The organism is Paracoccus denitrificans (assembly GCF_900100045.1).
GTDB classification, from domain to species: Bacteria; Pseudomonadota; Alphaproteobacteria; order Rhodobacterales; family Rhodobacteraceae; genus Paracoccus; species Paracoccus denitrificans.
Window position 1 is genome coordinate 1 of record NZ_FNEA01000025.1, and the last position, 21,705, is coordinate 21,705.

Below are 21,705 nucleotides of genomic sequence, written 5' to 3' on the forward strand. Positions count from 1 at the left end.
CCGGATCCGGCCCTTCAGGTCCCCGCCCTTCAGGTCATTGCCCGCGCCAGTTCCGCCGCCCGCGCACGCAGGGCGAACTTCTGGATCTTGCCGGTCGAGGTCTTGGGCAGCGGCCCGAACACCACCCGCGACGGGCATTTGTAGCCCGCAAGCCCGGCGCGGCAATGCGCGATCAGGCCGGGCTCGGTCTCCTCGCCGCCCTCGCGCAGCTCCACGAAGGCGCAGGGGGTCTCGCCCCATTTCTCGCTGGGCATGGCGACCACGGCGCAAAGCGCGACGGCGGGATGGCGGTAGAGCTGTTCCTCGACCTCGATCGAGGAGATGTTCTCGCCGCCCGAGATGATGATGTCCTTGGAGCGGTCCTTGAGCTGGACATAGCCGTCGGGATGCATCACCGCCAGGTCGCCGGAATGGAACCAGCCGCCGGCAAAGGCCGCCGCCGTGGCCTCGGGGTTCTTCAGATAGCCCTTCATCACCACATTGCCGCGAAACATCACCTCGCCCAGCGTCCGGCCGTCGGCGGGCACGGGCTGCAGGGTTTCGGGGTCCATCACCGCCAGTTCGTCCAGCGACAGGTAGCGCACGCCCTGCCGGGCCTTGCGCGCCGCCTGCCCGGAAGGCGGCAAGCCGTCCCAACCGGGATTCCATTCGTTCACCACGGCCGGGCCATAGGTCTCGGTCAGGCCGTAAAGATGGGTGACCCCGAAGCCGGCCTTCGCCATGGCCTGCAGCACCGTCTCGGGCGGCGGCGCGGCGGCGGTGTTGAACGTCACCTGCTGCGGAAAGCCGCGTTTCCGGTCGGCCGCAGCGTTCAGCAGCGTGGACATAACGATGGGCGCCCCGCACAGATGCGTGACGCCGTGATCCGCGATGGCGTCGAAGATCGCCCCCGCCCGGACCCAGCGCAGGCAGACCTGCGTGCCCGCCTGCACCGGCACCGTCCAGGGAAAGCACCAGCCGTTGCAGTGAAACATCGGCAGGGTCCACAGATAGACCGGATGCCGGCCCATCCCGGCATGGATGACGTTGTTCAACGCCATCAGCGCCGCACCGCGATGGTGGTAGACGACGCCCTTGGGATTGCCGGTGGTCCCCGAGGTATAGTTCAGCGAGATCGCGTCCCATTCGTCGCCGGGCGGGGTGGCGGCGAAATCCGGGTCGCCCTCGGCCAGCAGCTGCTCATAGTCGAGGCTGCCGATGGGTTCGCCCTTGGGATGGGGGGCATCGTCGGGATATTCGGCATCGTCGAAGTCGACGACCAGCGGCCGCACCCCGGCCAGGGCCAGCGCCTCGGCGGCCATTGCCGAGAACTCGCGATCCACGATCAGGACGCGGCTTTCCGCGTGGTCCAGCTGGAACGCCACGGTGGCGGGATCGGAGCGGGTGTTGATCGAATGCAGCACCGCGCCCCCGGCCATCGGCACGCCGAAATGGGCGTGGATCATCGGCGGCGTGTTCGACAGCAGGACCGAGACGGTATCCCCCCGGCCGATCCCCCGGCCCAGCAGCGCCGAGGCCAGCCGGCAGCAATCGGCCCAGAGCCGGGCATAGCCGTGGCGCTGGCGGCCATGGATCACCGCCGGGTGGTCGGGATGGATCCGCGCCGTCCGCCGCAGATAGGATATGGGCGTCATCGGCTGGTGGTTGGCCGCCGCTCGTTCCAGCCCCTCGTCGTATTCGGTCATGCTTTTCCCCCTGATCCGCCCGGATGCGTCGGACAATGCCTATCCCCTTGCCGGGCGTTCGGCCACCGGTTGGCCGGCCCTGCGCCATTCCCCGAAGCCGCCGCGCAGGGACCGCGCGTCCAGCCCCATCTCCTGCGCCACCCTCGCCGCCAGCAGCGAGCGCCAGCCCGAGGCGCAGTAGAACACATAGGTCCCGCCCTCGGCAAAGCGAGGCTTGTGATAGGGGCTGTCGGGGTCGATCCAGAACTCCAGCATCCCCCGCGGCGCGTGAAAGGCGCCGGGGATCAGCCCTTCGCGCTCAAGCTCGCGCGGGTCGCGGATATCGACCAGGACCACCTGCGGATCGTCCCGCATCCGGGCCGCCTCATCGACCGTGACCGATTGCACCACGGCCTCGGCCTCGGCCAGCAGCTGCTTGTAGCCGACAGCCATGCTCAGCGGCCCATCGTGTAGAATTCGTCGTTGGGCCGCATGCTGGACACGTTGGCCAGCCGGTTCGACATGCCGAAGAAGGCGGCGATGGCGGCGATGTCCCAGATGTCGTCCTCGTCGAAGCCGTGGCCGCGCAGGGTGGCGAAGTCGTCGTCCCCGACCTCTTGCGCGCGGGCCGAGACCTTCATGGCGAAATCCAGCATCGCCTTTTGCCGGGGCGTGATGTCGGCCTTGCGATAGTTGATCGCCACCTGGTCGGCGACCAGCGGGTTCTTGGCGCGGATGCGCAGGATCGCGCCGTGGGCGATGACGCAATACTGGCACTGGTTCACGGTCGAGGTGGCCACCACGATCATCTCGCGCTCGGCCTTGGTCAGGTTGCCGGGGCGGTCCATCAGCGCGTCGTGATAGGCGAAGAAGGCACGGAATTCGTCCGGACGATGCGCCAGCGTCAGGAACACATTGGGGATGAAGCCGGATTTCTCCTGCACCGCCTCGATGCGGGTGCGGATATCCTCGGGCATGTCGGCAAGGCGGGGAACGGCAAAGCGGCTGACGGGGGTGTCGGCGGTTTCGGTCATGGGGTCTCCTCCAGGTCGGGCAGGATGTCTGCCAGTTGCGATTGATAGGTCCGCATCGGGTCGCGGTTGTCGCCGGCATGGGGGGCGACGCGGATCAGGCAGGTATGGGCGGAGCAGCCCTGCCCAAAGGCCGAGGTGCCGATGTCGAGCGTCAGCACATTGGGGTTGCCCGAGATTTCCGGGCCGTCCCCGACGGGCGTGAACCAGGCCCCGGTCGGCAACACCGCAACGCCCGGCGCGGTGTCGCTGCTGATGCAGGCCGTGGCAAGGCAGGCGCCGCGCGCGTTCCACAGTCGCACCGTGGCGCCATCCACGATGCCGCGCGCCTGCGCATCGGCGGGGTTCAGCCGCAATTGCTCGCGCCCGTGGCGCTTGCCGGCCATGCTGGCGGCGCCGGTCTCCAGTTGGCTGTGCAGCCGCCCGGCCGGCTGGTGCGAGATCAGGTGCAACTCGTCCCCCCTTGCCTCGCCCAACCATTCGGCGGGCGGCAGCCAGGCCGGATGCGCCGGGCAGTCGTCATGGTCCAGCCGCGCCAGCGTCTTGCTGCCCAGCACGATCCGCCCGCTTTCCGTGTCCAGCGCATTGCCCGCCGGGTCATGGCGAAAGCCGGCCAGATAGACATGGTTGCGCTGCACCGGAACCGGGGCATGGCCGCGTTCCCAGAAGGTCTCGAAATCCGGCATCAGGAAGCCATGCGCGCGCAGGGCATGGGTGCGGCTTTCATCGTAGAGATGCCGGATCCAGCCCATCTCGTCCCGGCCCTCGTTGAACTCGGGGCCGACGCCCAGCCGCTGGGCCAATGCGTCGAAGATGTCGAAATCCGAGCGCGACTGGCCCAGCGGCGCGATGGCCTGCCGCATGGCCAGGATCAGGTCGCAGCGCTTGTTGCCGGCCAGGTCGTTGCGCTCGATCGAGGTCGAGGCCGGCAGCACGATATCCGCCCGGCGCGCGGTCGCGGTCCACATCGGATCCTGGACGACGATCGTTTCTGGCCGGGTCCATGCCTCGGACAGCCGGTTCAGGTCCTGATGGTGGTGGAAGGGATTGCCGCCCGCCCAATAGACTAGCCGGGTGTCGGGATAGTGCCGCGTCTCGCCCTGATAGGTGAAGGGCGCGCCGGGGTTCAGCAGCATGTCGCTGATCCGTGCCACCGGGATGAAGCTGTCGATGGGCTTGACCCCCTGCGACATGCCCGGCGACTTGCCGACGGAAAAGGGCGCACCCACGCCGCCGAGTGAGCCGTAGCCGTAGCCGACCCCGCCGCCCGGCAGGCCGATCTGGCCCGCCACGGCTGCCAGCCCAAGCGCCGCCCAGAAGGGCTGCTCGCCATGATGGGCGCGTTGCAGGGCCCAGCTGACGGTCAGCATGCTGCGGCTGTCCACCAGCCGCAGCGCCAAGGCCCGGATCGCATTGGCGGGCAGGCCGGTGATGGCCGCGGCCCAGGCGGCGTCCTTGCGCTGTCCGTCCGGCTTGCCGCGCAGATAGGCCAGGAACTCGTCCGAGCCGCTGGTGCAGCGGGCAAGGAAATCGGCATCGTGCCGCCCGGCCATCACGATTTCGCCTGCCAGGCCCAGCATCAGCGCCGCGTCTGTATTGGGCCGGATCGGCCACCATTCGGCGCCCACCCAATCCGGCAGGTCGTCGCGCAGCGGCGAGACATGGATCACCCGCACCCCGCGTTCCGCGATCCGGCGCAGATAGCCTTCCAGGTAATGTGCGCCGATGCCGCCGGCCTCGCTTTGCGCGGTGCGGGGCGACATGGCGCCGAAGACCACCAGCGTTTCCGTATTCTCGGCGATGTCGTCCAGCGTATTGGCCTGCCCGCCGCAGGCACGGTCGTCGCCCAGCACATGGCGCAGGATCACCGGCCCGGCGGCGATGGAATAGGTATCGACATGGCCGGTATAGCCGCCTGCCAGGTTCAGCATCCGTTTCAGCAGCGAAGAGGCATGATGGAACCGCCCGCAAGAGGTCCAGCCGTAGCTGCCGGCAAAGATCGCGGCATTGCCGAAGCTGCCTGCGACGCGCGCGATCTCGCCGGCGACCAGATCCAGCGCCTCGTCCCAGGGAACGGCCAGGAAACGCTCGCGGCCCCGGCCATGGCGGTCGCTGCCCTCGCGTTTGGCCAGCCAGCCTTCGCGCACCATGGGGCGCAGCACGCGGCGGTCGGGTTTCGCCCATTCGGCGACGGAATGGATGATGGCCGAGGGCGCGGGGTCCAGGGCCAGCGGTTCGACGCCTGCGATCCGCCCGTCCTCGACCAGGATCGTATAGGCGCCCCAATGGCTGCAATGCGGGATGCGGCGGATCATGGCTGGCCCCCTTCAGACCACGGCTTCGATCAGGAACGGTCCCTTGCGCGACATGGCGGAACGCAGCAGGTCGAAGAAGGCTTCGGCGGTATCGGCCCGGGCCGCCTCGACCCCCATGCCGTTCGCGATGCGCACCCAGTCCAGCGCCGGATCGTCCAGGTCCAGCATCCGCCGGGCATTTTCGCCGGGGGCACCCGCGCCGACGTTCTGCAACTCTCCATGCAGGATCTTGTAGAGGCGGTTGGCAAAGACGATGGTCACCACGTCCAGCCGCTCTCGCGCCTGCGTCCACAGGCCCTGCACCGTATACATGCCGCTGCCGTCGGCTTGCAGCCCGATCACCTTGCGGTCGGGGCAAGCCACGGCGGCGCCGGTGGCCATGGGGATGCCCTCGCCGATGGAGCCGCCGGTCAGTTGCAGGAAATCATGCGGCGCGGCGCCATGGGTCGAGCGGAAGAAGTCCCGCCCCGAGGTTATGGATTCGTCGCAGACGATGGCGTCTTGCGGCATCAGATGCGCCAGCGCGATGGCGATGGCGTCCGGGGTCAGCGCGCCGCCGGGCATGTCCGGCGCGCCGTGTTCCGCCAGTCGCGGGGCAGGGGCCAGGCCGGTTTCCCCGGCCAGCGCGGCGATGGCGGCGGGCAGGTCATCGTCTGCGTCCGCCATGGCGATCACCCGGCAACCTTCGGGCAGCATCGAGCCGGGCTTGCCGGGATAGGCGAAGAAGCCGACCGGGGCATTGGCGCCGATCAGCACCAGTTGCTCGGTTTCGGCGAAGGTCGCCAGCGCCTGGTCGATGACATACGGAACGCGGTCCAGCGCCACCCGGCCCGCGCCGCGCTGCATCCGGGCATTGGCCTGCTGCGCCATGACGCGGGCATCGGTCTTTTGTGCGATACGGTCCAGCATCTCGGTCTGTGGCGCGCGCAGGGCGCGGCCGGTGACGAGGATGGTGGTGCGCTTGCCATTGCGCAGTGCCTCGGCCGCCTCGCGGATGCGGGCGGGATCGGGCGCGGCGGGGGCGGCGGGAACCACCGCTGCCGGGACCGGGGCCGAGGTCTCGGTCCAGGCGGCGTCGGCATGCAGGATCAGCGTGGCGATGCCGCCCGCGCCGGCCCGCGCCGCCGCGATGGCCTCGGCGGTGCGTTGGCCCACGGCCTCGGCGGTCTCGGCCCGGCCGATCCAATGCGACATCGGCCGGGCGAGGCTGTCGATGTCGCTGGTCAGCGGCGCGTCGAGGGCCAGGTGGCAGGTCGCATGGTCGCCCACCACGTTGACCATGGGCGAGCGCGCGCGCCGCGCGTTGTGCATGTTGGCAAGCCCGTTCGCCAGGCCGGGGCCGAGATGCAGGAGGGTCGCTGCGGGTTTCTCGGCCATGCGCGCATAACCGTCGGCGGCGCCGGTCACCACGCCCTCGAACAGGCCCAGCACGCAGCGCATCCGCGGCTGGCGGTCCAGCGCCGCGACGAAATGCATCTCGGAGGTGCCGGGATTGGCGAAGCAGGTGTCGATGCCGTTCGCCAGCAGGGTTTCGCACAGAAGATCGGCGCCGTTCATGGGGTCTCCATCAGTTTTTCGGCCTGTTCGCGCAGATCGGAGAGCGGTTCCCAGAACGGGGACACGGCCTCCAGCAGGGTGGCGAACAGACGGTATTTGTCTTCGGCATAGGCTGCGACGGGGCCGGGGTCGGGCGCAAGGCCGTGCCCGGTCAAACCGACCCATGGCGCGGGGTCGCGGGCGTCCAGCAGGAAGCGCGCGGCGATGGCGGCAAGGCCGCGCAGGCCGGCATGGCTGCCGGGACTGCGCTGCACCGTGCAGCCGGTGACGGTCGCAAGGAACTGGGCGAAATGTTCGTCGCCCGCCAACCCGCCGCCCAGCGACAAGGCACCACCGGGCGCGCCCATCACCGCGTGGCTGGCGCGGGTGACGAAGGCCAGCGCCTCGCGCCCCGCCCAGGCAATTTGCGCGGGCGTGGCGGCTGCGGTCAGGCCGATGATCGCGCCCGAGGCATGGGGGTCGGTCCAGGGTGCGCGCTCTCCGCCCGGTTCAAGGAAGGGGTGCAGGATCAGGGCGGAATAATCCGGCGCGGGTGCGGCGGGCAGGTCGGCAAAGCGGCGCGACAGGTGATGCAGCAGCGTGGCGCCATTGAAGCAAGGATGAAAGCACAGATAGCCCGACCCCAGAGCGAATTGCTGGATCATCGCGCCGGCGGGAGCCTGCGGCATGGCGGTCGGGTCGTCCAGCAGGCAGGCATGGATCGCGCTGGTGCCGAAGATCGAGGCGCGGCCGACGCCGGCCCGGCTGCCCAGCCCCAGCCCGATCAGTGTCGCCTGCACATCGCCCGGTCCCAGCAGCACCGGCAGGCCCGGCGGCAGGCCGGTCGCTTCGGCAGCGGCTTGGGACAGCTCGGCCCGTGCCGCGCCGACGGGGGTCAGGTCGGGCAGCAGATCGGCTCCGCGCGACAGGCCAAGGCTTTCCGCCACCACCGGCGCCAGCGCGCCGCTGCGCCAGTCGCCCCAGACCGGCAGCAGCGCCGTCGGCTCGGCCATCAGCCGCCCGGTCAGCGCCAGGAACAGCCATTCCTTCGCCCGCAGGGCATGGGCGATGCGGGCATGGCGGGTGGGGTCGTTTTGCTGAAGCCACAGAAGCTGCAGGCTGGCCGAGGCGGCGGTCGGCCGCGTCCCGGTCGCCGCCTGCACCGCGTCCAGCGCCGGCGCCATCGCGGCCACCAACCCGCGCGCCCGTCCGTCGAGCCAGGTCAGCGCCCGTCCGACCGGCTGGCCACCCGCATCCACCGGCCAGAGCCCGTCGCCCTGCCCGGTGACGATCAGCCCCGCGAAGGGCTCCGTCACCTGCGCCGCGCAATCGTGCAGCACGGACAGCGCTTCGGCGCGCGTGCGGTGCATGTCCTGTTCGACCCGCGCGCCCTCGCGTTGCAGCGCGCCGTTCGGGCGCTCGGCCTGGGCCAGGAGGCGCCCGCCGCCGTCGAAGGCCGCCGCCTTGACCGAGGTCGTGCCGGAATCGAGGCAAAGCAGAACAGCCATCAGGACGCCTGGCGCAGCCCTTCCAGCGCGGCGCTGCTTTGCTGGCCATAGGTCTTGAACTTGACCAGGACTTCGGCGATCTGCTCGTCCGACAGCACCGGCGGCTCGCCCAGGGGCAAGCACAGCAGGTATTGCCTGGCCAGTTCCTCGACCGTGACGGCCAGCGCCAGTGCACGGGCGATAGTGGCATGGGCGGCGATGACGCCGTGATGCGCCATCAGGCAGGCGCGGCGCCCCTCCAGCGCGGCGACCACGCGGTCGGCCAGTTCCTGCGTGCCGAACAGTTCATAGGGTGCGCAGCGGATGCTGTTGCCGCCGGCGGCGGCGATGACGTAATGGATCGCAGGGATTTCGCGCCCCAGGATCGACAGCGCCGTGGCATGGGTCGAATGGGTATGCACCACCGCGTTCAGGTCGGGCCGCGCCTGCAGGATGTCGCGATGAAAGCGCCATTCGGACGAGGGCTGGACCGCGCCTTCATAGGTCGCGTCCCAGTTCATCGCCACGACATGTTCCGGTTGCAGCTTGTCATAGGGGATGCCGGTGGGCGAGATCAGGAAGCCGTCGCCGTAACGGACGCTGATATTGCCCGAGGTGCCCTTGTTGATGCCCAGCCGGTTCATGGCGCGGCAGGATTCGATCAGCTCAAGACGCAGGGCGCGTTCTTCGTCGGTCATGGGATGCCTCACTTGCAGGGATAGAGCGGCGGCTTGCCGTCAAGGATCAGCGCGATGTCGCCGGCGATCATGGCGGCGGCCTTGATCGCGGAATAGCGCGAGGCGCCGGCGATATGCGGCGAAAGCGTGACGTTGGGCAGCCTCAGCAGCGGCCAGTCGGCGGGCGGCGGCTCGGGCTCGAACGTATCCAGCGCGGCGCCGCGCAACTGTCCCGAAACCAGCGCGTCGTAAAGCGCGTCATAGTCCAGCACCTGCCCGCGCGTGGTGTTCACGATATAGCCGCCGGGCTTCATCATCGCGATCCGTGCGCGAGAGATCATGCCCCTGGTCTGGGGCGTGACGCGGGGGTGCAGCGTCACCACGTCGGCGCGGGCCATCAGGTCGTCCAACTCGGCCTTTTCGAAGCCGGCGGCCGTTTCCTCGGGCGTCAGCTCCTTGAACGGGTCGTAGATCAGGATGCCGCAGCCAAAGGGTTGCAGCAGCCGCGCGACCCGTGTGCCGATGTCGCCATAGCCGACGATGCCGACGGTCAGCTCGCACAGTTCGGGGCCGGTATTGGCGTAGTGATAGAATTCGCGCCCGAACCGGCCGCTGGCGACGGCCATGTGGCCGCGGATCAGGTTGCGGGTTTCCGCCAGCAGCGAGCCGACGGTGAATTCCGCCACCGCCGAGGCATTGCGGCCGGGCGTGTTCACCACCGGGATGCCGCGCGCGCGGGCCGCCGCCATTTCGATATTCACCGGCCCGCCGCGCGACACGGCGATGGCCTTGAGCCGCGGGGCGTGGTCGAGGCTTGCTGCGGTGATCGGCGCCAGGTGAGTGATGAGGATGTCGAGATCGGCGAGGAAGTCGAAATAGTCCTCGGGCCGGCCGACGAACTCGCCCACCGGCAGGGTGGGGTCGTATTTGGTGGATTTCAGCCGCAGCGGCCAGTCGATCTCCATGCTGCGGATGGTCAGCTCGCGGCCGGGCAGTTTCTCGCGCAGTGCGGTTTCAAAGAAGCCCGGCTGCATGAAGCCGTCGCCGATGATGCCGATGGTCAGGCTGTCCGTCATGCTTTCCTCGCGGCGTTCTGTTCGGGGTCCGGACCCGGCAGCACCTCGCGATAGCTGTCGGGGTCCAGCGCGCGTTCCGCCATGACTTCGCCCGTGTGCTGGGCAAAGCCGGGCGGCGCGCGGCGATAGCTGGCGGGCGTGCGCGACAGCTTGATCGGGCTGCCAGTGCCGCGATACTCGCCGATATCCACCACCATCTCGCGGTGGATCGTATGCGGGTCGGCGATCACCTGGTCGATGCTGCGCACCGCACCGCAGGGCACGCCGGCCTTGATCAGCCGGTCGGAAAGCCCGGCGCAATCGAAGGCGGAAAGCGCCGCTTCCAGCGCCGCCTTCAGCGCGTCTCGGTGGATGTTGCGCTGGCTGTTGCTGGCAAAGCGCGCGTCCTGCGGCAGGTCGGGCCGGCCGATCATGGCGCAGAGCGTGGCGAATTGCCGATCGTTGCCGACGGCGAGAAAGATCGGCTCGGTCCCGGTGGCGAATGTGTCATAGGGGCAGATGTTGGGATGCGCATTGCCCGAGGGCCCCGCCACCCTGCCCGAAAGGTAGTAGTTGGGCAAATGCGGATGCAGCAGCGAGACGCCGCAATCGTAAAGGCTGGTCTCGACGAACTGGCCCTTGCCGCTGGTCGCGCGCTCGCTCAGCGCCATGAGGATGCCGATGGTGGCGTTGAGGCCCGTCACCATGTCCACCACCGGCAGGCCCACGCGCAGCGGCTGGCCACCCGCCTCGCCATTCACGCTCATGATGCCGCAAAGCGCCTGGATCGCGGCGTCGTAGCCCGGCAGCCCGCCCATCGGCCCGTCCGCACCGAAGCCCGAGACGCGGCAATGCACCAGCCGCGGGAAGCGCCTTGCAAGTTCGTCCTGGCCCAGGCCCCAGCGTTCCATCGTGCCGGTCTTGAAATTCTCGATCAGCACATCGGCGTCTTCCAGCAGCGCCAGCAGCAACTCGCGCCCCATCTCTTGCGACAGGTCCACGGCGATGCCGCGCTTGTTGCGGTTCAGGCCCAGGAAATAGCTGGCCGCATCGCCCAGGAAGGGCGGGCCCCAGCCGCGCGTCTCGTCGCCTGCAGGGGGTTCCAGCTTGACGACATCGGCGCCGTGATCGGCCAGTATCTGGCCGGCATAGGGACCGCCCAGCACGCGGCTGGCGTCGATGACCCGAAGATTGGCGAGCGATCCGGGATTGATCATGCGGGGCTTCCTTCGCGGGTCAGGGCCGCCAGGTCGCTGCGCCATTCGGCGGCGAAGGCGGGGTAGGTTTCGGCAAGCTCATCCAGCACCCGGCCGCGCAGCAGCGACAGGGTGGCGGTGTCGGGGGCAGGGGTGGCGGCGGGCGTTTCCGCATGGTCGAAGGCAAAGCCGGTCGCCGCGCGGATCTCGTCCAGGTCATGGCCGGGATGGACGCTCTCCAGCGTGAAGCCCGGCCGCGCCTTGTCGAAGCGGAACAGCGCCTTGCCGGTCAGCAGCGCGACCGGCCCGCCGGTGCGATAGACGCCGGGGGCGCTGGTGCCGGGGGCGCTGATGAAATCGACCTTGTCCACCAATACGCGCGGCGAATGCTCTTCGCGGAACAGAATCACGCGCGGCACGGTGAAATACAGATAGGCCGAGCCGAACGAGCCGGGCCAGCGCACCTTGACCTGCGGATAGTCGCCGACGCCGACCAGGTTCACATTGGCCTGGCCGTCGATCTGGCCGCCGCCCAGGAAAAAGGCATCCAGCCGGCCCTGGCCCGCGCTGTCGAACAGTTCCGCCGAGCCGTTGGTGAAGAAATTGTGCTCGACCGAGCCAAGGATCGACAGCCGCACCGGACGCTGTCCGTCGTCCAGCGCCCGGCGCAGCATCGCGCCGGCGGCAGGCATGGGGGAGGAGGCGCCGACCGCGACATGGCGCACGCCGTCGAGCAGCCGGGCGATGGTGCAGATCAGGATCTCGCGGGGCAGGGCGGCGCTCATGCCGGCACCTCCTGCCCCACGAAGCCCGCCATGTATTCGGCAAAGCCCTTGGCCGTGCGGGCGGCGGCGGCATAGCGCATCAGCTCATCCGTGTCGGAGGCATATTCGCCCCAGAGGCCATAGGGCCAGGCGCCGCGCGGCGCCTGCGCCACGGCGCTGACGTAAAGCGCGGGCAGGGTGCCGGCGGCGGTCATCTCGTCGGCCAGCAGGCTGCGGTCCACGATGCGTTCCACCGTGACCAGCGTTTCGCTCGCGGCATAGGCCATGGCGGCCAACTCGCGCCGGCGGCCGATCCAGACATTGCCTTCTCGGTCGGCCATCGGCGCATGAAAGATCGCCACGTCGGGCCGGATCGCCGGGATCAGCGCGACGGGATCGCTCGCTGCAAAGGGATTGTCGATCACCCGCCAGTCGGGGCGGTTCGCCAGCACGTCCGAGCCGATCAGCCCGCGTATCGGCAGGAAGGGCACGCCCTTCTGCGCCGCCATCAGCCCGGCATGGATCGCGGGGCAGGTGGCGTCGAGGATACGGATATCGCCCTGTCGCACGGCATCGTTGAACCGCGGCGCGCCCCCGGCCTCGCCCAGCGACACGGCGCTGGTCTCGACCGTGGCGACCAGCCCGGCACCGATCAGCATGTCCACCTGCAGGCCGCCGGTCGGCACGCAGACCAGGTGCAACCCGCCCGCGCCATGCTCGATCAGCGGCCGGGTCATCGCCATCGAGACCCCGGCGTAATCCACCGGCAGCGCCAGCGACATGCCCGGCGTGACGCGACGGGCCATGTCGCGCAGATCCTGTGCCATGTCGCTCCCTTCTCTTATTGTTCCAAAATACGGAACATAGTTCTGAAAATTATGATAGGCAGAGCCAAACCGGCAAGTCAATCCATTCCCATCGCGGCATTTTGCGGAAATTTCTTCAGTCGGTCGGAAATTCTTGACAAGCGAAGCAGAGCGCTGACAATAAAATACAGAATAGCGTTCTACAATACGGAACGAAAGGGGAGATGATGGTGCAGACATTGGCACGGCGCGAGATGAGCCTTGAAGCACCCCGCACCACGACCACTGCCGCCGTGCGGACGCAAGGGGCGATCGGCGCCGGCATCTCGATCCGCGAGGTGGTCAAGAGATACGGCGCCTTCGTCGCGGCCGATCGCATCAGCCTGGACATCGAGCCGGGCGAGTTCATTACGCTGCTCGGCCCCTCGGGCAGCGGCAAGACCACGCTGCTGAACCTGCTCGCCGGGTTCCAGAGCCTCGATGGCGGCCAGATCCTGGTCGATGGCAGGCCGATCCAGAACGTGCCGGTGCATCGGCGCGGCTTCGGCATGGTGTTTCAAAGCTATGCGCTGTTTCCGAACATGACCGTGGCGCAGAACGTGGGCTTTCCCATGCGCATGGCCAGGATCGACCGCGAGACCACCGACCGCCGCGTGGCCGAGACGCTGGAGATGATGCGGCTGTCCGATCATGCCGGCAAGCTGCCGGCGCAGATGTCGGGCGGCCAGCAGCAGCGCGTGGCCATCGCCCGCGCCATCGTCATGCGCCCGCGCGTGGTGCTGATGGACGAACCGCTGAGCGCGCTGGACCGCCGGTTGCGCGAATCGATCCAGATCGAGCTGCGCGAGCTGCATCAGGCCATCGGCTCGACCATCCTGTTCGTGACCCATGACCAGTCCGAGGCGCTGACCATGTCCGACCGCATCGCGGTGATGGACGCGGGCCATATCGTGCAGGTGGCCCGCCCGGCCGAGATCTATCGCCGCCCGCAAAGCCGGTTCGTTGCGGGTTTCGTGGGCGAAAGCAACCTGATCGACGCGCAGGTGCTGGGCCGAAACGGCCGCGTTCTGACGCTGCGCACCCCCGGCGGCCATGTCTTCGAGGCGGAATCGCGCCATGGCGTGTCAGCGGACAGCGCCACGGTGCTGATCCGCCCCGAGCGCATCGCGATCCATGCCGCCCCGGCGCCCGCCACCTTGCCTGCGACTGTGACCTCGGCGCTGTTCCTGGGCGAGGTGCTGCGCATCGAGGTGGTGCTGGACGATGGCCAGCGCCTGCTGATCCGCTGCCCCGACATTGCCGGGCGCGACTTGCCCGAGGTCGGCACGCAGGTGCATGTCGGCTGGGGCGCCGCCGACAGCTGGGTGCTGTCATGAGCGACGCGACCCTTGCCGCCTCCCGCACGCCCCTGGCACAGCGGCTGAAAAGCCCGGTGCTGCTGCTGGTGCCGGCGGTGCTGTTCCTGGCGGTGATCTACCTGCTGCCGCTGATCGACCTGTTCCGGGTCAGCATGTCCGGCCCGACCTGGTCCACGCATTTCGAGCGGGTGTTCTCGGTTCCACTTTACTGGGAATCGCTGATCCGCACCATGCAGATTGCCTTTACGGTGGCCTGCCTCTGCGCGCTGCTGGGCTATCCCACGGCGCTGCTGATCCATCGCACGCGCGGCATCGCCCAGATCCTGATCGCGACGGCGGTGGTCCTGCCCTATTTCATCGCCATCCTGATCCGCACCTATGCCTGGATGGTGCTGCTGGGGCGCAACGGCCCGATCAACAAGCTGCTGCAAACGCTGGGGCTGATCGACACGCCGCTGGCGCTGCTGTTCAACCGGGGCTCGGTGCTCTTGGGCATGACGGCGGTGCTGTTGCCGCTGATGGTGCTCAGCATCTATGCCTCGGTGGCGCGGCTGGACACCAGCCTGACGCGCGCGGCGCTGGCCTCGGGCGCGGGGCCGCTGGCGGTGTTCTGGCGCGTGCTGCTGCCGCTGACGCTGCCGGGGATCGGCGCGGGTTTCCTGCTGGTCTTCGTGGCCGGGCTGGGGTTTTTCATCACGCCGACGCTGCTGGGCGGTCCGGGGGACCAGATGTTCGCCATGCACATCACCCAGCAGGCCGATTCCATTACCGGCGAGGGTTTCTTGCAGGCCCTTGCCGTGGTGCTGCTGGTCATCACCCTGGTCGTGGTCGGCATCGCCGGCCGGATCATGGGGTTCGAGTTCATCTGGGGCGGCGGCAAGCTGGGCGATGGCAAGCCCAGGCCCGTCGCCACGGCAGCCCGCGTGCAGGCGCCGCGCCGGGGGTTCGGCATGGTGCTGGCCGATCTGCTGGGCTGGCCGCTGTTGCGGCTGATGGGGCTGCTGTCCGCCGGCTGGGGACGCTGGACGGTGCGGATCATGGGCGGGGCGGTGATCGTCGCGCTGGTCGTGCCGATCATCGTCGTCATGGTGATTTCCTTCAGCAAGGCCAGCTACCTGACCTTTCCGCCGCCCGCCTGGTCGCTGCGCTGGTACGAGAAATTCTTCAGCGACAGCAACTGGATGAACGCTTTCCGCAACTCGCTGCTGATCGCCCTGCTTTCGGCGACGATCTCGGTCAGCCTGGGCGCGACGGCGGCCATGGGCATCGTGCGCAGCAATATCCGCTACAAATCCGCGCTGATGCTCTTGCTGGTCAGCCCGATGATCGTGCCGCCGGTGGTGTTGGGCCTGTCGCTTTACGCGCTGTTCCTGAAGCTGGGGCTGGTCGGCACCTATCTCGGCCTGGCCGCCGCCCATGCCATCGGCGGCATCCCGATCGTGGTGGTGATCGTCGCGGCGTCGCTGCAGGCGGTGGACCAGCGGCTGGAGCAGGGGGCCGCGGTGCATGGCGCCTCGCCGCTGACGGTGTTCCGCACGGTGACGCTGCCCGCCATCGCGCCGGGCCTGGCGGCGGCGGTGTTCTTTGCCTTCCTGCATTCGTTCGACGAACTGGTGCTGTCGCTGTTCCTGTCCAGTCCGCGGATGAAGACCCTGCCGCTGATGCTGTGGGCGGACATCAACTATCAGCTGAACCCGGTTCTGGCCGTCGTCTCGACGCTGGAGGTGCTGCTGGTCGTGGGCGGGATCATCCTGGCCCGGCCGGTCCTGACACGCGGCAAGCCCGCGTAACCACAAGAACGTTCCAATGGAGGAGGATGGAATGCTGCGACTGAACAGACTGACCGGCGCGGTCTCGGCGCTGGCCCTGGGCACGCTGTTGGCCGGCCCCGCGCTGGCCCAAGGCGAGGTGGTGATGCAGGATCCCGGCGGCGCCTATGGCGACGCGTTGCGCGAGGTCATGTATGACCCGTTTGAGAAGGAAACCGGCATCGACGTGGTGACGGTGCAAGAGGCGCGTTCCGGCCCCCGCATCAAGGCGCAGGTCGAGGCGGGCAAGACCGAATGGGACCTGACCTTCATCTTCGACCAGGAAACCAGGCTGCTGGGCGATTGCTGCCTGGCGGACATCGACTATGCCAAGCTGTCGCCCGAGGCGCAGGAGACGCTGGCGACCATGCCCGACAACCTCAAGCGGCCCAAGGGCGTGGCCTTGCAGGTGATCGGCGTCGCCATGGTCTATAACACCGACACCTATGCCGATGCGCAGCCGAAAAGCTGGGCCGACTTCTGGGATACCGAGAAATTCCCCGGCAAGCGCTGCATGCCCGCCTGGCCGCGCTTTGTCATGGAGGCCGCGCTGATGGCCGACGGCGTTCCCAAGGACCAGATCTATCCCATCGACATGGACCGCGCGCTGAAGAAGATCGCCGAGATCAAGCCGCATGTCTCGAAATGGTGGACCACCTCGGCCCAGGCGCCGCAACTGCTGCTGGATGGCGAGGCGGACATGTGCATGGCCTATACCGGCTCGTCCTCGGTCCTGGCGCTGGAAGGCGCGCCGCTGGAAGTCGAATGGAACCAGGGCTTCGTCTATTACGACTTCTTCTCGATCCCCAAGGGCGCGCCGCATTACGACAACGCGCTGAAGCTGCTGTCCTGGCGGCTGGATGCCAGGCGGGCGGCGGAACTGACCTCTGCCTATCCGGTCGCGCTGCCCTCGCCCCTGGTCTATGAGCAGGCCGATCCCGAGATCAGCAAATACTGGGCCAACAACCCCGAGAACCTGGCCAAGGCCATCGAATGGAGCCCGGATTACTGGGGCGCCGCCTCGGGCCACGGCACCACCACGAACGAGGAATACGGCCAGGAACAGCTGAACGCGCTTTTGGCGCAGTGATGATGCCTGGGCTGGCCTGTTCGGTGCGGCCTGGGGCATATATGACAAAAGGGCGGGCCGCGCCGGCCCGCGCCAGCAAGGGAAGACCAAGCCGGACATGGACAAGGCATTCATCAAGGGGTTGCGGCTGATCGAGGCGCTTGCGCTCAGCGATCAGCCGCGGGGCGTGACCGACCTGGCCAATGCGCTGGGGCTGACGAAAAGCAATGTCCACCGCCTGCTCGCGACGCTGATCGCGCAGGGCTATGTCCGGCAGGTGCCGCCGCAAAGCCATTACGAGCTGACCACGCGGATCTGGGAACTGGGCAGCCATGTCATCCGCCGCATGGACCTGACCCGCATCGCCCGCCCCGCCATGGCCCGGCTGGCCGAGCAGACCGGAGAGACGGTGCATCTGTCGGTTCTGGACGGCAGCGAGGTGGTCTATCTCGACAAGATCGAAAGCGCCCACCACATCCGCGCCCATACCAGCGTCGGCGCCCGCGCCCCCGCCTATACCGTCGCCACCGGCAAGGCGATGCTGGCGCAGATGCCCGACAGCTATCTCGACCGCTTCGAGGGCCGGATGCAGCGCTATACCGACACCACCCGCATCACGCTTGCCGAACTGCGCGAGGATATCCGCATCGCGCGCGAGCAGGGTCATGCCCTTGTCCCCGAGGGTGAATGGCGCGAGGGCATCGCCGCCTGCGCCTGCGCGATCCTGAACCGCTCGGGCGAGCTTGCCGGTGCCATCGGCATGTCCGGCCCGGATTCGCGCATCAAGCGCAAGCAACTGCGCGAGATCGCGCCGCTTGTGATGGAGGCCGCCCGCGCCATTTCCCTGGCCCTGGGCTATGCCCCGCGCGTCTGAAGCAGCAAAAGGGAATGGCATGACCGCCGCCTATCCCGACACGCTTCTGTTCATCCATGGCCAATGGCGGCCGGGTGCCGAGGCCGCAGCATCGCGGTAACCGATCCCGCCAGCGGCGCTGTAATTGGTCGGCTGGTCCGTGCCGAACGCACGGATCTGGACGCGGCGCTGGCCGCCGCCGCGCGCGGCTTCCGGGTCTGGAGCGTGAGCGGTGCCTTCGACCGCTATCGCATCATGCGCCGATGCCATCGCCGCCATCATGGTCCGCGAACAGGGCAAGCCGCTGGCCGAGGCCAAGGGCGAGGCCATGGCCGCTGCCGATGTCATCGACTGGTTCGGCAAAGAAGGTCGCCGCGCCTATGGCCAGATCATCCCGCGCGTGCCGGGTGTCACGCAGATGACGATCAAGCTCCCGGTCGCGGCCTTCACGCCCTGGAACTTTCCGATCAGCCAGATCGTGCGCAAGCTGTCGGGGGCGCTGGCCGCCGGCTGCTCGATCATCGTCAACCCTGCTGACATGGCTACCGCATGAGGACAATCATCCGCTCGGGTGATTTCAGCCCGAACGGGTTTCCCGGCCGATGCCATGGCAGGCACCGTCGAATCTGAATGTCCGTCCTCGTGGCCGGTTGACGAACATATCATGAACATGCGATGCCTTCGCCATGGCGGGACGATCACTTCAGGACAAGCTGGCCATCCTTTCGGACGCGGCGAAATACGACGCGTCCTGCGCCTCCAGCGGGGGTGAGCGGCGGGACGCGCACAAGGGCGGGCTGGGCTCGTCCGGGGGCAGCGGCATCTGCCATGCCTATACGCCGGATGGGCGCTGCATCTCGCTGCTGAAGATCCTGATGACGAATTTCTGCATCTTCGATTGCGCCTATTGCATCAACCGCGTGTCGTCGAATGTCGAACGCGCGCGCTTTTCGGTCGAAGAGGTCGTGTCGCTGGTGCTGGAATTCTATCGGCGCAACTATATCGAGGGGCTGTTCCTGTCCTCGGGGATCATCCGCTCGCCGGACCAGACCATGTCCGACATGGTGCGGATCGCCCGCAGCCTGCGCGAGGACCACCTTTTCAAGGGCTACATCCACCTCAAGACGATCCCCGACGCCGCACCCGAACTGGTCCGCGAGGCAGGGCTGTGGGCCGACCGCCTGTCGATCAATGTCGAGCTGCCCCAGGATGCCAGCCTGCGCCGGTTTGCGCCCGAAAAGCGGCCCGAGACGATCCGCGGCGCCATGGCGCAGGTGCGGCTGGAGGGCGAAGCGGCGAAGGAAAAGACCTTCACCGGCCGCAAGCCGCCCCGCTTCGCGCCGGCGGGGCAAAGCACGCAGATGATCGTCGGTGCGGACGGGGCCGACGACCTGACCATCCTGAACAGCGCGACGCGGCTTTATTCCGGCTACCGGCTGCGGCGGGTCTATTATTCGGCCTTCAGTCCCATTCCCGACGCATCCTCGGCGCTGCCGCTGGTCAAGCCGCCCTTGCTGCGCGAACATCGGCTTTATCAGGCGGACTGGCTGCTGCGCTTTTACGGCTTCACGGCCGAGGAAATCGGGCAGGGCGCGACCGGCGGCCATCTGGACCTGGAGCTGGATCCCAAGCTGGCCTGGGCGCTGAAGAACCGGGGGCTGTTTCCGCTGGACGTGAACCGCGCCAGCCGCGAAATGCTGTTGCGGGTGCCGGGCTTGGGCACGCGCAGCGTGGATCGCATCCTGGCTGCACGCCGCCACCACAGCCTGCGGGTCGAGGATCTGGCCCGTATGGGCGTGCTGGTAAGGAAGGCGCGGCCTTTCATCTGCGCACCGGGCTGGACACCGCGCGGGCTGACGGACAGCGCCGGCCTGCGCGCGCGCTATGCCCCTGCGCCCGTGCAGCTTGCGTTGATATGAACTATGCCGTCGCGCTGCCCGACCAGGCCGTGTTCGAGGCATGGCGCGATGCAGCGCGTTGCGCCATCAGCCATCGCATCGCGCCGGAGCGGATCGACTGGACCGACGGCGGGCTGTTCAAGGCCGCGCCCTTGCCCGACGCCCCCGATCCGCACGAAATCCGCGTCTCGAAGCAGTTCCTTTCGCTTGCGCGTTCGGTCGTCTGGCACAAATCGCCCGAACGCTTCGCGCTGCTTTACCAGGCGCTGTGGCGGCTGGACCGGGGCGACGGCGCTCCGTTGTCGCCCGCCGATGCCTTGGGCCGCCGGTTGCAACTCATGGCAAAGGCCGTGGGCCGCGACATCCACAAGATGCATGCCTTCGTCCGTTTCCGCGAACTGCCTGCCGAGGGGCCGCGCCGCAGCTTTGCCGCTTGGTTCGAGCCGGAACACAACACGCTGGAACCGGGCAGCGCGTTCTTTGCCGGGCGCTTTGCCGACATGGACTGGCTGATCGCGACGCCGCGCCTGACGGCGCGCTTTCGGGCGGGCCGGCTGAGTTTCGCCCCCGGCGGGGCGAAGCCCGACTTGCCCGATGATGCGTCCCAGGCGCTATGGGCCACCTATTTCGCCAATATCTTCAACCCGGCTCGGATCAAGCTGGACGCGATGCGGTCGGAAATGCCCAAGAAATACTGGAAGAACCTGCCCGAGACGCGGCTGATCCCGGCGATGCTGGCCGATGCCGAGGCGCGCGTGGAACGCATGCGCGCGGCGGGGGCCTCGATCCCGCGGCCGGGGGCCGGGCCCGTCTCGACCCGCTATCGCAATGCGATGCCGCAAGCCGTCGAACCTCCCGCGACGCTGGACCAGGCCCGGCAGGCGGCGCTGCAATGCCGCCGCTGCAAGCTCTGCGAGGCGGCGACGCAAACGGTCTGGGGCGAGGGGGCCGCGGATGCGGCGGTGATGATCGTCGGCGAACAGCCGGGCGATCACGAGGACCTGACGGGCCGGCCCTTTGCCGGTCCTGCCGGACAATTGCTGCGCGGGATGATCGCGGATGCCGGGCTGGACGGTGCGCAGATCTGGCTGACCAACGCGGTCAAGCATTTCAAGTTTGCTCCGCGCGGCAAGCGCCGCCTGCACCGGAACCCCGCCCGCGACGAGATCCGGCATTGCCGGTGGTGGCTGGGGCTGGAACTGGCCTTCGTCCGGCCGCGCGTCACGCTGGCGCTGGGTGCCTCGGCGGCCTTTGCCCTGACCGATGACGACCGCCCGATGCATCGGCGTCGCGGCACGGTCGAGACGGGGCTGCATGGCGGTCCGGTCCTGATATCCTGGCATCCCGCCCATATCCTGCGTCTTCCCGACCCCGACCGGCGGAACCATGCCCGCCTGCAACTGGCCGAGGATCTGGCCAGGCTGGTGTCCCTGGCCGAAGAAGGAAGGCAGCGATGATCCGCCCGCCCGACATGCCTTCAGGAACATTTCCCGATGTCCCTCGTTGACCGGCAGCAACAGGAGGCGAGCATGACCGATCATGACGATCACGTCGAGAAATTCTGGAGCCGGCTCGGCGGCATAAATTCCGGCATGCTGGGCTTGACCGAGGACGCCCGGCTTGTGCCCATGTCGCATTATGCCGAAGCCGAGACGGGCAGGCTGTGGTTCATCACCGCCAAGGGGACGGACCTGGCGCGCTCGCTTGCCGCTGGCGGCAAGGATGCCGTGCATGTGGTCGGCGACGAGGGGAAGGGGCTTTTCGCCCGCATCCACGGCACGCTGGCCCTGTCGGACGACCGCGCCAAGCTTGACGAACTGTGGAATGCCGTGGCCGCGAGCTGGTTCGAGGACGGCCAGCAGGACGAGGATATCCAGCTTCTGCGTTTCGATCTTGCCGAGGCCGAGGTCTGGGCGACGGGGGGCAGCCTGTCCTTCATCTACCAGATCGCGAAGTCCAAGGTCACCGGCAACAAGCCGGATATGGGCGAGCATTTCACCCTCTCCTTCTGAACCTCGCCCCGGCGGCTTGCCCCATGGATCATGTGCGACAGCGCCGTGTCGTGATCGGTCGCCGGCGACGGAAACGGGGCGGACGACCGGTCCGCGACCCGATGGCCAGCTTGCCGGCATGTGTTGTGAGATCAATGGCAAGAAGCCCGCCGGAGCCCTGATGAGAGCTGTTACCC

18 protein-coding genes and 1 pseudogene are annotated in these 21,705 nt (G+C 68.2%); 8 read left to right on the forward strand and 11 right to left on the reverse strand.

The window, feature by feature from the left end; translation table 11 throughout:
* Positions 1-29 precede the first annotated feature (29 nt).
* From BLT64_RS19205 to BLT64_RS19255, 11 genes are read right to left on the reverse strand one after another with little or no spacing between them, the layout of a single operon-like run.
* Entirely contained in the window at positions 30-1,685 is a 1,656-nt protein-coding gene (locus BLT64_RS19205) for an acyl-CoA synthetase (RefSeq protein WP_011747436.1), read from the reverse strand.
* Between the two features lie 39 nt (positions 1,686-1,724).
* Positions 1,725-2,117, reverse strand: coding sequence for a rhodanese-like domain-containing protein (locus BLT64_RS19210; RefSeq protein ID WP_011750813.1), 393 nt, complete (start codon positions 2,115-2,117; stop codon positions 1,725-1,727).
* 2 nt (positions 2,118-2,119) lie between these two features.
* A complete protein-coding gene (locus BLT64_RS19215) occupies positions 2,120-2,698 on the reverse strand; it encodes a peroxidase-related enzyme (protein WP_011750814.1) in 579 nt (192 codons plus the stop codon).
* On the reverse strand, positions 2,695-5,010 hold the full coding sequence (locus BLT64_RS19220; protein WP_011750815.1) for a molybdopterin-dependent oxidoreductase: 2,316 nt from the start codon (positions 5,008-5,010) through the stop codon (positions 2,695-2,697). The genes BLT64_RS19215 and BLT64_RS19220 overlap by 4 nt, the downstream gene beginning before the upstream one ends.
* A 12-nt stretch (positions 5,011-5,022) precedes the next feature.
* Complete coding sequence (locus tag BLT64_RS19225) at positions 5,023-6,567, reverse strand: acetolactate synthase large subunit (protein WP_011750816.1); 1,545 nt, start codon at positions 6,565-6,567, stop codon at positions 5,023-5,025.
* A complete protein-coding gene (locus tag BLT64_RS19230; RefSeq protein ID WP_011750817.1) occupies positions 6,564-8,054 on the reverse strand; it encodes an FGGY family carbohydrate kinase in 1,491 nt (496 codons plus the stop codon). Before BLT64_RS19230 ends, BLT64_RS19225 begins: the two co-directional genes overlap by 4 nt.
* Positions 8,054-8,731 carry an L-fuculose-phosphate aldolase gene (locus BLT64_RS19235; RefSeq protein WP_011750818.1) on the reverse strand — a complete coding sequence of 226 codons (678 nt, stop codon included), beginning with the start codon at positions 8,729-8,731 and terminating at the stop codon, positions 8,054-8,056. Before BLT64_RS19235 ends, BLT64_RS19230 begins: the two co-directional genes overlap by 1 nt.
* A gap of 8 nt (positions 8,732-8,739) precedes the next feature.
* Complete coding sequence (locus tag BLT64_RS19240; RefSeq protein ID WP_011750819.1) at positions 8,740-9,786, reverse strand: 2-hydroxyacid dehydrogenase; 1,047 nt, start codon at positions 9,784-9,786, stop codon at positions 8,740-8,742.
* The gene (locus BLT64_RS19245) at positions 9,783-10,982 is read right to left on the reverse strand and encodes a CaiB/BaiF CoA transferase family protein (protein WP_011750820.1); all 1,200 of its coding nucleotides are present in this window, start codon (positions 10,980-10,982) and stop codon (positions 9,783-9,785) included. The genes BLT64_RS19240 and BLT64_RS19245 overlap by 4 nt, the downstream gene beginning before the upstream one ends.
* The gene (locus BLT64_RS19250; RefSeq protein ID WP_011750821.1) at positions 10,979-11,746 is read right to left on the reverse strand and encodes a CoA-transferase; all 768 of its coding nucleotides are present in this window, start codon (positions 11,744-11,746) and stop codon (positions 10,979-10,981) included. The genes BLT64_RS19245 and BLT64_RS19250 overlap by 4 nt, the downstream gene beginning before the upstream one ends.
* The gene (locus BLT64_RS19255) at positions 11,743-12,552 is read right to left on the reverse strand and encodes a CoA transferase subunit A (RefSeq protein WP_011750822.1); all 810 of its coding nucleotides are present in this window, start codon (positions 12,550-12,552) and stop codon (positions 11,743-11,745) included. Before BLT64_RS19255 ends, BLT64_RS19250 begins: the two co-directional genes overlap by 4 nt.
* A 203-nt stretch (positions 12,553-12,755) precedes the next feature.
* Here BLT64_RS19255 and BLT64_RS19260 point away from each other — a divergent pair, with 203 nt between their 5' ends.
* The 8 genes and pseudogenes from BLT64_RS19260 to BLT64_RS19300 all read left to right on the forward strand — a co-directional run bounded on the left by BLT64_RS19260 (position 12,756) and on the right by BLT64_RS19300 (position 21,529).
* Positions 12,756-13,907: an ABC transporter ATP-binding protein gene (locus tag BLT64_RS19260; RefSeq protein WP_254777246.1), complete on the forward strand. Its 1,152-nt coding sequence runs from the start codon at positions 12,756-12,758 to the stop codon at positions 13,905-13,907.
* Complete coding sequence (locus BLT64_RS19265) at positions 13,904-15,679, forward strand: ABC transporter permease subunit (RefSeq protein WP_011750824.1); 1,776 nt, start codon at positions 13,904-13,906, stop codon at positions 15,677-15,679. Before BLT64_RS19260 ends, BLT64_RS19265 begins: the two co-directional genes overlap by 4 nt.
* A 31-nt stretch (positions 15,680-15,710) precedes the next feature.
* Positions 15,711-16,787 (forward strand): extracellular solute-binding protein, encoded by a 1,077-nt coding sequence (locus BLT64_RS19270; RefSeq protein ID WP_011750825.1) that lies wholly within the window; start codon positions 15,711-15,713, stop codon positions 16,785-16,787.
* 97 nt (positions 16,788-16,884) lie between these two features.
* The gene (locus BLT64_RS19275) at positions 16,885-17,640 is read left to right on the forward strand and encodes an IclR family transcriptional regulator (RefSeq protein WP_011750826.1); all 756 of its coding nucleotides are present in this window, start codon (positions 16,885-16,887) and stop codon (positions 17,638-17,640) included.
* Positions 17,641-17,703: 63 nt separating this feature from the next.
* A pseudogene (locus BLT64_RS27435) lies at positions 17,704-18,172 on the forward strand (aldehyde dehydrogenase family protein).
* Positions 18,173-18,305: 133 nt separating this feature from the next.
* On the forward strand, positions 18,306-19,538 hold the full coding sequence (locus BLT64_RS19290) for a putative DNA modification/repair radical SAM protein (protein ID WP_011750828.1): 1,233 nt from the start codon (positions 18,306-18,308) through the stop codon (positions 19,536-19,538).
* Positions 19,535-20,974: a UdgX family uracil-DNA binding protein gene (locus tag BLT64_RS19295; protein WP_011750829.1), complete on the forward strand. Its 1,440-nt coding sequence runs from the start codon at positions 19,535-19,537 to the stop codon at positions 20,972-20,974. Before BLT64_RS19290 ends, BLT64_RS19295 begins: the two co-directional genes overlap by 4 nt.
* A 72-nt stretch (positions 20,975-21,046) precedes the next feature.
* Entirely contained in the window at positions 21,047-21,529 is a 483-nt protein-coding gene (locus tag BLT64_RS19300) for a pyridoxamine 5'-phosphate oxidase family protein (RefSeq protein WP_011750830.1), read from the forward strand.
* Positions 21,530-21,705 lie beyond the last annotated feature (176 nt).